11 protein-coding genes and 1 pseudogene are annotated in these 15,234 nt (G+C 72.9%); 9 read left to right on the top strand and 3 right to left on the bottom strand.

Features of this window, described 5'->3' with window-relative positions; genetic code table 11:
• The first annotated feature begins 15 nt into the window (after positions 1-15).
• The 9 genes from blsG (at position 16) to ABZ951_RS18490 (ending at position 11,596) form a co-directional block, all read left to right on the top strand.
• Positions 16-1,206 (top strand): arginine 2,3-aminomutase, encoded by a 1,191-nt coding sequence (gene blsG, locus ABZ951_RS18530; protein ID WP_344093408.1) that lies wholly within the window; start codon positions 16-18, stop codon positions 1,204-1,206.
• Positions 1,203-2,381 carry a DegT/DnrJ/EryC1/StrS family aminotransferase gene (locus ABZ951_RS18525; RefSeq protein WP_344093410.1) on the top strand — a complete coding sequence of 393 codons (1,179 nt, stop codon included), beginning with the start codon at positions 1,203-1,205 and terminating at the stop codon, positions 2,379-2,381. The genes blsG and ABZ951_RS18525 overlap by 4 nt, the downstream gene beginning before the upstream one ends.
• The gene (locus ABZ951_RS18520) at positions 2,378-3,649 is read left to right on the top strand and encodes an ATP-dependent carboxylate-amine ligase (RefSeq protein ID WP_344093413.1); all 1,272 of its coding nucleotides are present in this window, start codon (positions 2,378-2,380) and stop codon (positions 3,647-3,649) included. The genes ABZ951_RS18525 and ABZ951_RS18520 overlap by 4 nt, the downstream gene beginning before the upstream one ends.
• A 95-nt stretch (positions 3,650-3,744) precedes the next feature.
• A complete protein-coding gene (locus tag ABZ951_RS18515) occupies positions 3,745-4,983 on the top strand; it encodes an MFS transporter (protein ID WP_344093415.1) in 1,239 nt (412 codons plus the stop codon).
• Between the two features lie 105 nt (positions 4,984-5,088).
• Positions 5,089-6,972, top strand: a complete 1,884-nt coding sequence (locus ABZ951_RS18510; protein WP_344093417.1) for a hypothetical protein — start codon at positions 5,089-5,091, stop codon at positions 6,970-6,972.
• Between the two features lie 70 nt (positions 6,973-7,042).
• A complete protein-coding gene (locus tag ABZ951_RS18505) occupies positions 7,043-7,660 on the top strand; it encodes a class I SAM-dependent methyltransferase (RefSeq protein WP_344093419.1) in 618 nt (205 codons plus the stop codon).
• Positions 7,661-7,667: 7 nt separating this feature from the next.
• A complete protein-coding gene (locus ABZ951_RS18500; protein WP_344093421.1) occupies positions 7,668-8,174 on the top strand; it encodes a nucleoside 2-deoxyribosyltransferase in 507 nt (168 codons plus the stop codon).
• Between the two features lie 169 nt (positions 8,175-8,343).
• A complete protein-coding gene (locus ABZ951_RS18495; RefSeq protein WP_344093423.1) occupies positions 8,344-10,233 on the top strand; it encodes an ABC transporter ATP-binding protein in 1,890 nt (629 codons plus the stop codon).
• Positions 10,234-10,510: 277 nt separating this feature from the next.
• Positions 10,511-11,596, top strand: coding sequence for an amidase domain-containing protein (locus ABZ951_RS18490; RefSeq protein ID WP_344093425.1), 1,086 nt, complete (start codon positions 10,511-10,513; stop codon positions 11,594-11,596).
• Positions 11,597-11,685: 89 nt separating this feature from the next.
• Here ABZ951_RS18490 and ABZ951_RS18485 read toward each other — a convergent pair whose 3' ends face one another.
• The 3 genes and pseudogenes from ABZ951_RS18485 to ABZ951_RS18475 all read right to left on the bottom strand — a co-directional run.
• Positions 11,686-12,855, bottom strand: a complete 1,170-nt coding sequence (locus ABZ951_RS18485; RefSeq protein ID WP_361280254.1) for an aromatic acid exporter family protein — start codon at positions 12,853-12,855, stop codon at positions 11,686-11,688.
• Positions 12,856-13,058: 203 nt separating this feature from the next.
• Positions 13,059-14,486, bottom strand: coding sequence for an amino acid permease (locus ABZ951_RS18480; protein WP_344093428.1), 1,428 nt, complete (start codon positions 14,484-14,486; stop codon positions 13,059-13,061).
• Positions 14,487-14,660: 174 nt separating this feature from the next.
• A pseudogene (locus tag ABZ951_RS18475) lies at positions 14,661-15,234 on the bottom strand (hypothetical protein); the annotation flags it as partial.

Raw genomic sequence — 15,234 nt, 5'->3', positions numbered from 1 at the left:
GACCCTGGAGTCGCCATGTCCCGCACGCCCGGCGCAACCGACCCCCCAGCCCGCGACACGGTGGCGGCAGGCACCCGCGCCGCCCCGGTCCGGCCCCGCGTCCCCGACGCGGAGTGGAACGACTGGCGCTGGCACATGCGCAAGCGCGTCACGACCGTCGCGAAGGCCCGCCAGTGGATCGCCCTCAGCCCCGACGAGGAGAAGGCCATCGCCGGCGCCGCCGGCACCTACCGGTGGAGCATCACCCCCTATTACGCCTCCCTCATGGATCCCGTCGACCCCAACTGCCCCATCAGGCTGCAAGGCGTCCCCGCCCTCGGGGAGCTGGCGGAGTTCCCCGGCGCCGAGGTCGACCCGGTCGGCGACATGTACTACCGCAAGACCAACCGCGTGGTGCACAAGTACCCGGACCGCGTGATCATGCTCGTCACCGAGGCGTGCCCGGTCTACTGCCGGCACTGCACCAGGAAGTTCCACACCACCGACGTCACCGGAACCTACTTCCGCGACGACGAGGGCGAGTCCTTCGACGAGGACTTCCGCTACATCGCCGACCACCCCGAGATCCGTGACGTCCTCCTGACCGGCGGCGACCCCCTGTCGTACCGGGACGGCAAGCTCGAGGAGATCGTCGCCGGACTGCGGGCCATCCCGAGCGTGGAGATCATCCGCATCGGCAGCCGGTTCCCCGTGCTGCTGCCGCAGCGCGTCACCGACGGGCTGTGCGAGATGCTCTCCCGCTACCACCCCGTCTGGCTCAACACCCACTTCAACCACCCCAAGGAGATCACCGCGGAGGCCGCCGCCGCGGTGGACCGCCTGCTGCGGCACGGCATCCCGGTCGGGAACCAGACCGTGCTGCTCCGGGGCATCAACGACGACGTCACCACCATGCGCACGCTGATGACCGAGCTGCTGCGCATCCGCGTCCGCCCGTACTACCTCTACCACTGCGACAACGTCACCGGTGTCTCCCACTTCATGACCTCCGTCGAGAAGGGCTGGGAGATCATGGAGGGCCTTCAGGGGCACATCACCGGGTTCGGGGTCCCGCAGTACGTCCTGACCACCAAGATCGGCAAGATCCCCCTCGCGCAGCCCTACTTCACCCGCACCCCCGACGGCCTGCTGCTCCGCAACTACCGAGGCCAGGAGATGGCCGTCGACACCGCGGCGTACCCGATCACGGAGCCTGATGCGCGATGACCCTCGACAAGCGGCTCGGACAGCGGTTCCTTCCCTACGGCGCCAACTACCTCGACTGGTCCGACATGGACGAGCTGCGCGAAGCGATCGACCAGGGCGTCCTGTTCCGCTACCAGACGGACGGCGAAAGCGTCGCCTCCCGGCTGGAGCGCCGGGTCGCCGAACGCCTGGGCGCCGGCCACGTCCTGGCGGTCCACAACTGCACCGAGGCCCTCCGGCTCGCCCTGATCTCCACCCGCCCGCGCACCGGCGACCTCGTGCACATCCCCGCCGTCACCTTCGTCGCCGTCGCGGGGGCGGTGCTCTCCAGCGGGCTGATCCCCGTCCTCGTCGACGTCGACGACTCGCTGTCCATGGACACCACCCTGCTGCCCCCCGGCACCCGGCGCAGCATCGTCGCCCACATGGAGGGCACGGTCGCACCGCTGCCCGAGGGCGTCCCGTACGTCGTCGAGGACTGCGCCCAGGCCCTCGGGGCGAGGTTCCCCGACGGCCGGCACGCCGGCACCCGCGGCTACGCCGGAACCTTCAGCTTCCACCACAACAAGGTCCTCACCTCGGGCGAGGGCGGGCTGCTCGTCACCGGCGACCGCGCCGCGTGGGAGACCATGCGCTGCTACCACGACCACGGCTCGGCCCGCGTCCCCGGCCACTACCCGACGTGGAACCAGGACGCCCACTTCGGCGAGAACTTCGTCACCAGCGAAGGCGTGGCGGCCATCCAGTACCAGCAGTTCCGCCACCTCGACGCACTGCTCGCCGGCCTGGAACGCATGCACGCCCTCGCCATGCAGGAACTCCCCGACCGCCCCGACCTGACGGTACTGCCCCGTGCCGCGGGCGATGTGAAGATCAGCCTGCGCTTCCGCTGGGAGAGCCGGGAACTGCGCGACGCCGCCGTGGCCGCCCTCACCGCCCGCTCCATCGCCAACTGGACACTCGGCAAATACTTCCTGCCCGAACACCCCGTGCTCACCGGCCGGCGCTCGCTGTACGGCGACGGCTTCCCCTGGAACCTCGCCCCCGCCGGCCCCCTCGCCCTGAGCCGCGACGGCTTCGCCCGCACCCGCGACCTCCTCGACCGCACCCTGTGCGTCCCGCTGTCACCGGAACTCCCCGAGCAGGAACAGGTCCTCGCGGTCAAGGCCCTGCGGCAGACCCTGGAGGCGGTATGACCGGGCCCGGACAGCCACGGCCGGTGCTGCTGATGGCGGACGACCGCGCCACCTCCTTCACCCGGTACGCCGCCCGCGCCCTGCCGCCGGACCTGGTGCTGCTGCGGTTCGCCGAGGCGCGCCGCGACCTCTCCGACGCGTACCTGCGGCAGACGGCCCACCTCCCGGCGTTCTGGATCCGCGAGGGGGTACCCCTGACGGAGGAGGCCCGGCGCTACGACGCCTGGGCCGCCACGCTGCCCCGGCGCCCCGACCGCTTCTGCAACCCCTCGGAGCCGCGCCAGGGCGTCGCCCAGCACTTCGCCGAGCTCATCGGCCTGCCCCACCTCACCGGACGCCAGGTGCGCTGGGTCCGCGACAAGGCCGCCATGAAGGACAGGTTCCGGGAACTGGGGCTGCGGACCGCCCGCTACGCGCGCGTGGCCACCGCCGGGGACGTCGAACGGTTCGCCGCGCAGGCCGGCTGGCCCGTCGTCCTCAAACCCGTCGACTCCTTCGCCTGCGTCGACACCTACCGCCTGCCCGGCCCCGCGGCGCTCGCCGGCGTCGACTTCGGCGCCCGGGACTGGCTCGCCGAGGAGCACCTCGGCGGCACGGAATGGGAGGTGTGCGCGCTCCTGCACGGCGGCGAGGTCCTGGACGCCTGGCCGAGCGCGATGCCGTGCCGCCCGCTCGACATCGTCGACGGTGCGATGAACGCCAACATCAGCGTCGCCACCGGCGAAGGGCCGGACGTCGATCTGCGCGCCCTCGTCCAGCGGATCGCCACCGGCATGGCGCTCGACCACGGGTACGTCCACATGGAGTTCTTCCTCGTCGACGGCGAGGTCCACGCGGGCGAGATCGGGCTCCGGCCGGCCGGCTGCGAGATCACCGCCAACCACGGACACGCCTACGGCTTCGACGTGTTCGCCGCCACCCTGGACGTCTACCTGGGCCGGCGCCCGAACCTCCGGTACGGCGCCCGCCGCTGCGTGGGCGACCTGCTGCTGCCCCTTCCCGGCTCGGGCACCGTCACCCGGATCACCCCCCGGGAGGAGCTGTTGCGCATCCCCGGGGTCATCGACGCCGTTCTCACCGTGCGGGCCGGCGACCCGGTGGCGGCCCGCCGCGCCTCGCACAACGCGTCCGGGTACGTCCATGTGACGGGCACAACGATCGGTGAGGTGGAAAACCGCATGCGCGCCGTCCTCGACGCCTTCACCATCGAGCTGACCCCGGCACCCCGGCCGTGCCCCGGGCGGGGGAGCGGCGCCGTGACCCACTGACCACCCGCCACCGGCGCGCCCGCCCACCCCCGGGCACCGGCGCGCAAGACCCTCGTCAGGCCGCACCGCGCGGCCACGGAACGGAGACCGAGGCAGTGACCGACGGCTTGCCCCACCGCTTCCTCGACCTGCTCACCCGCCGCCACGTGGCGGGGCCGGCCTGGTGGAGCGTGGTCTCCCGGCTGCCCGTCTACCTGGCGTCCCTGGCCCTGATCCTGGTGGTCAGGGAACAGGGCGGCAGCTACGCGCAGGCCGGTCTCGCCGCCGCGCTGTACACCGGCGGCATGGCGCTGGGCAGCCCCCTCGTCGCCCGCCGCGTCGACCGCAAGGGACGGCGCCCGGTCCTGCTCGCCACCGGCATCTGCTACCCGGCGGCACTCGCGCTGTTCACCTGGGCCACCGAACCGGGCGGCTGGGCGCAGCCCGCCACGGCCGTCCTCGCCGGGCTGTCCCTGCCGCCCGCCAACGCCTGCATGCGCTCGCTGTGGGCCCGGCTGCCGCTCAGCGACGACGACCGGGAGATCGCCTACCTCTGGGAGGCGCTGCTTACCGAAGTCCTGGTGATCGGCGCCCCCCTGATGCTCGCCGCCCTGATGCTGGCGGGATCGGCCGGCATCGCGCTGACGACGGCCGCGGCGATCGGCGGCGCCGGCGCCCTGGGCCTCGCCTGCACCCGCCTCCCGGCGGGCACCGAGGAGGCGACGGAGAAGAGCGCGAAGGCCGAAGGCGGGCCGGGCCGTCTGACGGGGCCGCTGCGGAGCCCGGCGATGCTGGCGCTGACCTGCGTCATGGCGGTGTGCGCCGTCCCCGTCGGCCTGATGACCCTGGCCATCCCGGCCTTCGTCGACGCGCACGGCGCACACGCCGGCACCGGCGTCGTCTACGCCTGCTGGGGGGTCGGCAGCGCCGTCGGCGCGCTCTGGCTGGGCCGCTCCCAGTCACAGGTCGCGGTGCACCGGCGCTTCCCGCGCCTCGTCCTCGCCTACGCCACCGGTACCGGCCTGCCGCTGCTGGCGACGTCCCCGCTGACCCTGGCGGTGGCCCTCGCGGTGGGCAGCGCGCCCATCGCCCTGGTGTCGGCGAGCGAGATGACCCTCGTCAGCACGGTGGCGGACAGCCGGTCGCTGACGGAGGCGTTCACCTGGGCGATGCTGGCGACCGTCGCCGGGGACGCCCTGGGCCAGCAGGCCGGGGGGCTGCTGATGGAGCCCGCCGGGCCGCACGGGGTGTTCGCCGCCGCCTTCGCCGTGGCCCTGGCGGGCGCCGGCCTGGCTTTCGCCTGCCGCGGCCTGCTGGGCCGGGGAGCCCGCACCCCCGAGGAGTGTGCGACGTGAGCGGCGCCCGGGCCACCCGGCCCCCGCCGTGACGCCCCCTGCCCTCACTCGCCCCCACCCGCCCCCTCGCACCGGTTCAGTGCCAGAGACACGAGGTAACCCGTCATGAAGTCCGCCGTCACCGACCAGCGCCCCGAGCCGTCCCCCCACCGGCCGGACAGCCTCTTCCGCCCGGTCGCCGACGAGGAACTGCCCGGCGCCGTACGCGCCTTCCTCGACGCTCCCGACCGGACGCCCGTGCCCGTACCGGTCTCCGGCCGCGCCGACCTGGCCGACAGCGCGGAACTGGCGTCCCGCCTGTACACCGGCACACACCGCCCGCACCCGCTCGACTTCGGCGTCATCCTGGGGGAGAAGGAACTGCCCGCCGGGGTGGCCGAACTGGCCCGGCCCCTCGCCCACCACTGGCCGGCTGAGGAGGAGCTGGCCGACCCCGCCGCGTTCCTCGACCGCTACCCCGGCACCCTGCTCCTCGTCGGCGCCTACGACCGGCTCAACCTCGACCCCGTACGCGCCCTCCTGCTGGCTTCCTACCGCGGCCGGGAACACGGCCTGACGCTGCTGAGCGGCCGTGACGGCGCCTCCGTCGCCTGGAACGTGGCCAAGCAGTACGCCGAGCCCGCCGCCGGCGTCGACGCGCTGGGCCTGTTCACCGACACGGACCGGCCGCCCCACCTGCCCGGCGTGCGGGTCTTCGACGACCGGGACTTCGAGCGCGCCGACATCCAGGCGGAGATCCTCCGCACCCGGTGGCGCAGGGTCGTCTTCCAGGGCCACGGCAAGGACGACAGCGTCAACCTCGGCGAGTTCACCATCTGCGGCCGCAACCACACCGTCCCCGCCCGGCCCGGCCTCCTGGGCCCCCGGTGCGCCTACGGGCTGCCGTGCTACAAGCCCGAGGACAAGCTCGTGCCCCTCCACCGCGTCGAGGCCGTGGAGGTCGTGCTCAGCGCCTGCAACAGCGGACCGCTCGCCGACCTCGCGCTCTACGACCCCAAGTACCAGCTGCTCCTCAACGCCCTCGACGGCCCCGCCCGCACCGTCGTCTCCGCCGTCTCCGTCCACGACTCGGACCGGCCCGAGAACGTCGCCTGGATGCGCGCCGCCCTCACCGGCGCCGACTCCGTCGACACCCTCAACGCCAGCCTGGCCGGCTCCCACCCCTACCCCGCGTTCATGCGCTTCGGCCTGCCGGCCGCACCCGGCGAGGCGCCCCCCGCGCCCGCCCCCGCCGACCACCGGCCCGACCCCCTCCTGCTCACCACGGGCCGCAGGCTGGGCGCCCTGCTCACCTCCGACCTGCTGCCGCACAACCACCCCCTGCGCCCCCGGCTGACCAAACTCGCCCGCAAGGTGGACCTGTGGGTGGCCCGGCCCACGCACCTCGCCGACCAGTCGCCCGAGGAGATCCGCTCTTCCCTCGCTGCCGACCTGCAGTCCCTCGACCACACGGTCACCGAGCAGGTCGCGGAGAACCCCGAGAACGAGATCATGAACTACCCCGCCCACTTCGGGGACCGCAGCTCCCTCGACCCGGACGTCCGCGAGGCCCGCTGCCACTGCGGGCGCCCCGCCCAGGAGTTCACCCGCCGCGGGCTGCTGCCCTACGTCCTGGACACCGTCTGCGTGGTCTGCATGCGCTGCGGTGACGTCACCTTCCGGGTGCCGGACGCGCCCGGGCTGCTGGCCTACGCCGACGACGAGGTCGAGCAGGGCGGCGTGCTGGAGGTCCGCGCCGTGCTCACCGCGGCCCGCCCCGGGCCCGTGCGCCTGGGCCTCTTCGTCCCCACCTACCTGCGCGAGGACACGGTGGTGGAGCCCGCCACGGTCAAGGTCAGGGCCGGTGAGGAGCCCCGGGACGTGCTCTTCCGGGTGCGCTGCGCGCCGGGGACCGCGCCGCAGGCGTACTACTTCACGGTCTTCGCCGTGCAGGACCTCGCGATCTCCACCGCCCGGCGCCACTTCGGAGTCGTCCCGCGCCGCGACTGACGCGCGCACCCGGCCGGGATGCTGCCGACCCCCCGTTTTTGCACCGCACGACGGACGAAGGACGGTTGTCATGGAAAGCCAGACCAAGCCCGCGATCGAACTCATCGACAACGACGGCGAGGTGACGCTGAGCATCGGCGGTGAACAGGCCATGCAGGCGTGGGAGCGCGAGCTGATGTGGGCGAGCGCCGACATGCTCTGCGAGTACGGCCGGGACTTCTACGAAGTGGGCCTCGGCCTCGGCCTGTCGGCCCTGCGCATCGCAGAGAACCCGGCCACCCGCAGCCACGCGGTCCTCGAACTCTTCGACGAGGTCGAGGAGCTCTTCCGCGACCGGCACCCCCACCTCCCCGGCAACCTCACCGTCGAACGCGGGGACTTCTTCCAGCGCGTCTTCGCTCTCCCCTCGGAGAGCATCGACGGCATGTTCTTTGATCCCGCCCTCGACATGGAGGTGTGGAAGGACGAGGCGCTGTGGGCCCGGACCATGCCGGAGGTCGTCCGGGCGCTGCGGCCCGGCGGGGTGTTCATCCCGTTCTTCAGCACCCGGCCCGAACTCCGGTGGCAATACGTGCGGCACTTCCGCACCGTCCGGGTCGAGCGCCACCGCTACACGGCCTACGACACCACCGAGTACACGCACGGCACCAGCGGCGACGCCTACATCCAGTGCTTCCGGAAGGACTGATGTCCCCATGACCACCGAACTCGCCCACGCCCTGGACGTCGGGTCCCTGTTCCTCGCCGGCCCCTTCCTGCAACTCCTGGACCCCGCCACCGGAGAGATGCCGGAGGAGGCCCGGGCCCCCTTCTCCCTCCTGATCAAGCACTTCGAGGGACACGGGCTCGACGTCCACAACGCCCACCGCCGGGAGGCGTGGGGCGCCGAGCTGATGCCGCCCGACACGTGCACGCGCCTGGACCAGGACGGGATCCGCGATGCCGACGTGTTCGTCGCGCTGCCCGGCGCCCCGCCCTCGCCGGGGACCCATATCGAGATCGGCTGGGCCAGCGCCTTCGACAAGCCGATCGTCCTGCTGCTGGAGCGGGGCCGCGAGTACACCTTCCTCGTCCGGGGGCTGGACTCCGTGGCCACCGTGGAACAGGTGATGTACACCGACATCGCGAGCGCGCTGCCCGCCATCGACGCGGCGATCGGACGGGCGGTGACCCGCCGCAGGGCGAAGGCGCGCACCCGCTGACGGCACCCGCCCTCCGCCGCCGGGCCACGGCGGAGGGCGGGCACCCCTGCCGGGAACTCCGGGCCGAGGCCGGAGCCGTGCCGCCGCGTGCGGTGCGACGATCGGACTTGATCTCAAGCATGCTTGAGGTTCTAACCTTCCGGAGAGATCCAGCCCCCGGAGGAACGTCATGGACATGGAAGTCACCGCGTGGACGTCGCTGCACAGCGCGATGAACGCCCAGCAGGACCGGCGGCCCTTCTCCCGGGCCACCCTGCGCCGCATCGGCGCCTTCGCGCGGCCGCACCGCCGGCAGCTGGGGCAGTTCCTGCTGCTGAGCGTGGTCATGGCGCTCCTCGCGGTGGCGACCCCGGTGCTGGCCGGCCGGGTCGTCGACGCGATCGTGCGGGGTGACGAGGCGGGCACGGTCACCCGGCTCGCCCTCTTCATCGCCCTGATCGCCGTCGCCGAGGCGGGCCTGGGCCTGCTCAACCGCTGGCTCTCCGCCACCCTCGGCGAAGGGCTCATCCTGGACCTGCGGACCGCGGTCTTCGACCACGTCCAGCGGATGCCGGTCGCCTTCTTCACCCGCACCCGCACCGGAGCGCTCGTCAGCCGCCTCAACAACGACGTCATCGGCGCGCAGAGAGCGTTCAGCAACACGCTCTCCGGTGTCGTCTCCAACCTCGTCACCCTGCTGCTGACGCTCACGGTGATGCTCGGCATCTCCTGGCAGATCACCCTCCTCGCCCTGGTCCTGCTGCCCGTGTTCGTGGTGCCCGCCCGCCGGATGGGCTCCCGCATGGCCGGCCTCCAGCGCGAGGCCGCCCACCACAACGCCGCCATGGGCACCCAGATGACCGAGCGGTTCTCGGCCCCCGGCGCCACGCTCGTCAAGCTCTTCGGCCGGCCCGCCGACGAGTCCGCCGAGTTCGCCGCCCGCGCCCGCCGGGTGCGGGACATCGGCGTCCGCACCGCGATGGTCCAGTCCGCCTTCATCACCGCCCTCACCCTCGTCTCGGCCCTGGCCCTCGCCCTGGTCTACGGGCTCGGCGGGTTCTACGCGCTGCGCGGCAGCCTGGAGCCGGGCGCCGTCGTCGCGCTGGCCCTGCTCCTCACCCGCCTCTACGCCCCGCTGACCGCCCTCGCCGGCGCCCGCGTCGAGGTGATGAGCGCGCTCGTGAGCTTCGAGCGCGTCTTCGAGATCCTCGACCTGAAGCCGCTGATCTCCGAGAAGCCGGACGCCCGCCGGGTGCCGGACGGGCCGGTGTCCGTCGAGTTCGACGACGTCCGGTTCGGCTACCCGTCCGCCGACAAGGTCTCCCTCGCCTCCCTGGAGGACGTCGCCACGCTCGACACCCGCGGCGGCGCCGAGGTCCTGCGCGGCGTCTCCTTCCGCGCCGAACCCGGCCAGATGGTGGCCCTGGTCGGCTCCTCCGGCGCGGGCAAGTCGACGCTGGCCCAGCTGCTGCCGCGCCTGTACGACGCCGACACCGGATCCGTCCGGCTCGGCGGCATCGACGTCCGCGACCTGAGCGCCGCGTCCATCCGCGAAACGCTCGGCATGGTGACGCAGGACGGCCACCTCTTCCACGACTCCGTCCGGGCCAACCTGCTCCTCGCCCGGCCCGAGGCCACCGAGGAGGAGGTCTGGGACGCCCTGCGGCGGGCCCGGCTGGAGGGTCTCGTGGCCTCCCTGCCCGACGGGCTGGACACCGTCGTCGGCGAGCGCGGCTACCGGCTCTCCGGCGGCGAGCGGCAACGGCTGACGATCGCCCGGCTCCTGCTGGCCCGCCAGCGCGTCGTCATCCTCGACGAGGCGACCGCCCACCTCGACTCCACCTCCGAGGCGGCCGTGCAGGAGGCCCTGGGCGAAGCCCTGGAGGGCCGCACCGCCGTGGTCATCGCCCACCGCCTGTCCACCGTCCGGGCGGCCGATCTCATCCTCGTCATCGAGGACGGACGGGTCGTCGAACGCGGCACCCACACCGCGCTGCTCGCCGCGGGCGGGCGGTACGAGGAGCTGTACCGCACCCAGTTCGAGCGCCCCGGGGCGGAGAAAGCGGAACCTCTCCACTGACCTCCTGCCGGGCCCCGCAGGGGAGTTCCCGACGCGCCGGTGACGTGGTGCGTGACCGAACGGACACGCAACCGCCCTGCCCTGACGCACGCTCCGCCGCCCGGCGCACTCCCGTGGCGGGACCCGGGGGACTTGGCCGATCCGTGATCTGATCACATATCCGGGAAAGCGGAACTTCGTGCGAAGATTCCGTTCCCCGGTCCGTCCGGACCGGGGGACAAGGGGAAATATAGTGAGACCAGCAACGTTCAGATCCGCCGTAGGGGCGGTCCTGACGGTGGCCGTTTCGGCCGTGTTCCTGCCCGCTTCGAGCGCGAGCGCCGCTCCGTCCGACGCGGTGGACAGCGCGACGGCCGGGTCCTTCGCCCGGCTCGCCGACGCCGTGCTGACCGACCGCACGGCGGCCCTCCTGGACCGTGGCCAGGCGCGGCGAATAGCGCCGGAGCTCGACAAGAAGGTGCGGCTGTCCGCCTCCCTGACCCGCTCCGAGGGCACCGCGGTGTCCTCGCTGCGCACCCGCAAGTCGCGGCTCGCCGCGCTGGGCGAGGCGTACACCGCCGGTGACACCAAGGTCACCGTCGAGCGGACCCGGGTCAAGAGCGGCCGCGCCACCGTCGACGTCACCGAGAGCACCACGCTGACGTACAAGAAGCTCCGCGGTGACGAGCCGTCGACGACCGGCTTCAAGGCCCGCCACGAGCTGACCTTCACCGCCAAGTCGGGCGGCAAGTGGGAGCTGACGGGCATCCGGTCCAAGGACGAGGGGCCCCGGGCGATCAACGCGCCCGTGGCCATGGCCGTGACGGTCGGGTCCTCGGGCCTGCCCAGCGCACCCCCCGCGGCCACGTCCTGGCCCGCCCGTTCGCAGCCGAAGGCGAAGTCCTCCGCCGGCGGCTACGACTACGCGGCCATGGCGGCGTACGCGGAGAAGTACTGGCGGAACTACAACCCCGCCTACCGGAGCTTCAACAGCTACGGCGGGGACTGCACCAACTTCGTCAGCCAGGCCCTGAAGGCCGGTGGCTGGAAGGACCAGCCCGGCAAGTACGACGACTACCGCGCCTGGTGGTACGACTCCAAGAACCAGGCCACGTCCTGGGTGGGTGCCAACGAATGGTCGTGGTCGGCGCTGAACTCCCAGCGGGTGAAGCCCCTGTCCAACGTGTACCAGATGGACGTCGGCGACATCATGCAGATGGATTTCGACGACGACGGGTCCAAGGACCACACGATGATCACGACGTACCGGAGCCGGATCGGCGTCCCGTACCTCACCTATCACTCGACGAACACCTACCGTAAGTCGGTGGCGAGCATCATCGCCTCCAACCCGGACGCGGTCTACTACGCGTACCGCACCTGACGGGCCGCCGGGCGCGACCATGGTGCCCGGCGTGGTGTAGCAGTGGGCCCCGCCTCGTGGCGGGGCCCACTGTGCTGTCGCGGGTCTCCCTACGGCTGGGTGCTGCGGCGCCCGTAGTGGCTGGCGCGGAGCCGTTGCTTGACGGCGTTGAGGAGCGGGTGGCGGTTGTGCTGCTCGCGGGCGTGCCGGTCGAGGTGCTCGGTCAGGCGGCGGGAGCGCTCCTCGACGTCGAGCTCGTCGAGGATGCGGTCGACCTCGGTCAGCAGCGCGCCGTGGAGCTGCCACTGGCGCGGGTGCCCGAGCACCTGCCGCAGCAGGAGCTCGGCCGCGCGGTCGCGGCCGGCACGGCCCGCGGTGAGCTCGGTGGTGAGCCGGTCCTCCGCGTCCTCGGCGTTGGCCTGGACCTGGCTGGTGATGACGACGGCGAAGTTCTCCACGGCCTGCGCCAGGTGGGTGAACACCTCCCGGAGCGCTTCCCCCACCTCGGGGTCGAACAACGGCTCGTCGCGCCGCGCCTTCGCCAGGTCCGTCAGCGTCCGGCAGATGACCCGCAGGACGACGGCGGAGACCTCCAGGGCGTCCAGGCCGGTGCGCAGGACGACGCGGTACAGCAGCCCTTCCTTGACGCGGGGGTTGAGCCGGAGGCTGTCCTCCGCCTGCCGCAGCGAGGCGTCGACCTCGACGATGTCGTGGTCGAGGCGGCGCGCCTCGTGGAGCCGGGCGACCGCCCGGTCGACGGGGGTGTGCCCGCTCGCCTCGTCACCGATGTCCTGGAGCAGGCGGCGCATCCGCCGCGCGAGGTCCTCGATGGCCTCCCCGGCCGGCTGGACCCACACCGGGGGGACGAAGAGGATGTTGAACAGGAGGCCGACGACCGCGCCGATGAGGGTCTCCAGCACCCGGTCCCAGGAGGTCTCCGCGACCCGGGTCACCCCCAGGACCAGCATCGCGCTGATGGCCACCTCGGGGACGAACTCGCCGACGCGCACGAACCGGCCGATGACCAGGGACGCCAGGATGATCGAGCCCAGGGACCACCAGGTCAGCCCCACGAGGGAGCTGAAGCCGATGGCGATGAGCACGCCGGCGACGACGGAGTTCACCCGGCGGATGCCGGTGGTGAGCGTGGCGTAGAGGGTGACCTGGACGACCAGCAGCGCGGTCAGGGGCGCGGTCAGCGGCGCGGGCTCGGAGCTCAGCCACAGCGCCACCACGTAGGAGATCACCGCGGCCAGGGTCGAGCGCACGGTCTGGACCACCGCGGGTTCCCTGCCGCGCCGGATGATTGTGGTCACTTGGTCGGGGAGAACGGGCACCTTGTGCCTTTTCCCCCGCACCCCCGCCCCGGACACCCCCCGCCGGGCCCGCCACCCGGGTGGGCCCCTCCGCCGGGGCATCCGCGCCGGTACGGCAAGGCCCCCTTCGCGGCGCGTTCGCGCGAAGGGGGCCGGAGGCGGGGCGCTCAGCGGGCCGCGGCCGCCCGCTGCCGGACGTAGCCGGTCACGGCCAGCGCCAGGGCCAGACCGCCGGTGAAGTACAGCTGGACCCGGGTGTCGGTGTCGAGGGTCATCAGGACCAGCACCCCGAGGACGCCCGCCAGCGTCACCCAGGTCAGGTACGGGAAGCCCCACATCTTGACCACCAGTTTCTCGGGGGCCTCGCGCTCCAGCCGGCGGCGCAGCACCAGCTGGGAGGCGGCGATGAAGCCCCACACGATCAGCACGACGCCGCCGACCATGTTCAGCAGCCAGGCGAAGACCGTGGTGGGCCACCAGTACGACAGGAGCACGGCGGCGAAGCCGAAGGCGGACGACGCGAGCACCGCGCGGCGCGGCACCTGGCCGGAGACCTTGCCCAGGGCCTTGGGCCCCTGGCCGCGCGAGACCAGGGAGTAGGCCATGCGCGAGGAGCCGTAGATGTTGGCGTTCATCGCGGACAGCAGGGCGATCAGCACGACCACGTTCATGATCTGGCCACCGCCGGGGACGCCGAGCCGGTCGAGCACCGCGGCGTACGGCCCGCTCTCCGTGACGGCCCCGTCGTTCCACGGGATCAGCGCGACGATCACCAGCATCGAGCCGACGTAGACGATGCCGATCCGCCACATCGTCGTCTTCACGGCCCTGGCCACGCTGCGCCGGGGGTCCTCGGACTCGGCGGCCGCGATGGTCACGGTCTCCAGGCCGCCGTAGGCGACGACGGAGGCCAGCAGGCCGGTCAGCAGGCCGTCCATGCCGTTGGGCAGGAAGCCGCCGTCGTGGAGGAGGTGCGCGGTGCCGGGGGAGTCGCTGCCGGGCAGGTAGCCCAGGATCGCGAGCGTGCCCAGGATCAGGAAGAGGCCGATGGCGCCGATCTTCAGGGCCGCGAACCAGAACTCGAACTCACCGAAGTGGGAGACGGCGGCGAGGTTGGTGCCGCAGAAGAACGCCATGAAGACCAGCACCCACAGCCAGGACGGGGTGCCCGGGAACCAGCCCTGCATGATGTGGGCCGCGCCGATCGCCTCGATCGCCACGCCCACGACCAGCAGGGTCCAGAACATCCAGCCCGCGGTGAAGCCGGCCCACGGGCCGATCGCGCGGTCGGCGTGAACGGAGAAGGAGCCGGAGGCGGGGTTGGCGGCCGACAACTCGCCGAGCATCCGCATCACGAACATCACGAGCAGCCCCGACGCGGCGTACGCGAGCACGATCGACGGGCCGGCCGCGGCGATGCCGGCGCCGGAGCCCACGAAGAGGCCCGCGCCGATGACGCCGCCGAGGGCGATCATCGAGAGGTGCCGCTGCTTGAGCCCGTTCGACAGCGGGGCGCCCTGCTGCGGGGAGCTCTGGTTCTGCGGGTCGGTCTGCGGGCCGATCTGCGGGGGAGGAGAGGTGAGTGTCCGGCTCATGGTCGCGCCTGTCCAGTATGCGAGATGGGGAGATGCGAGTATGGGCCTTCCGGTGAAGATCCGTCCCGCTCGTCCGTTATGCGGACACTCCCTTCACGGACGGTGATCGCTTTGCGCCGGAATCTCCCCGGCCGCGGGCCGTGGCGGCCCCCCGGAGCGGGGAACCGGCAGGGGTCAGACGAGCTTCCGCAGATGCGCGGTGACCTGCGCCCCGGTCTCCGGCGAAAGCCGCCCCTCGGGCACCTCGAAGCCCAGCTCCCGCGCGAGCGTCGCCGCCCGCAGGTCGAAGGCGGCCTCCGTGAGGTGGGCCAGCGTGTCCACGGCGGCCCGCGTCCGCCGCAGGCCGGCGGCGAAGACACCCGCCGCGAGCAGCAGGGACGGCCACCACCAGAGACCGGGCACTATCCACAGCACGCCCCAGCCGGCCAGCGCGACGGCGGCGTCGAGCTCCGCGCGCGCCGCGCGCAGCGCGTTCTGCTCCGGCTCCGCCAGGACCAGCCACAGCCGGGGCCAGGAGAAGACGACGTCCAGCCGGTACCAGGCCCACACCCGGGCGTCGACCGCCCCCAGCCGGTCACCCGTCCAGGTGGGGTGGGCCGGCGGCCCCAGGGCGACACCGTTGCGCCGGGCCGCCAGGGCGTCGAGCCGGGCCCGGGCGCCGGCCGGCGCCCGGGCCCCCCCGGCGGTCAGCGCGGCCCGGTACGCCGCCGCGGCCCCCCCCCACCCCGCCGCACCGGCCGCGGTACGC

This window comes from Streptomyces sp. NPDC046215 (assembly GCF_040646215.1).
GTDB classification, from domain to species: Bacteria; Actinomycetota; Actinomycetes; order Streptomycetales; family Streptomycetaceae; genus Streptomyces; species Streptomyces stramineus.
Note: the sequence above shows the minus strand (reverse complement) of the source record. Positions and strands in the feature narration are given on the sequence as shown.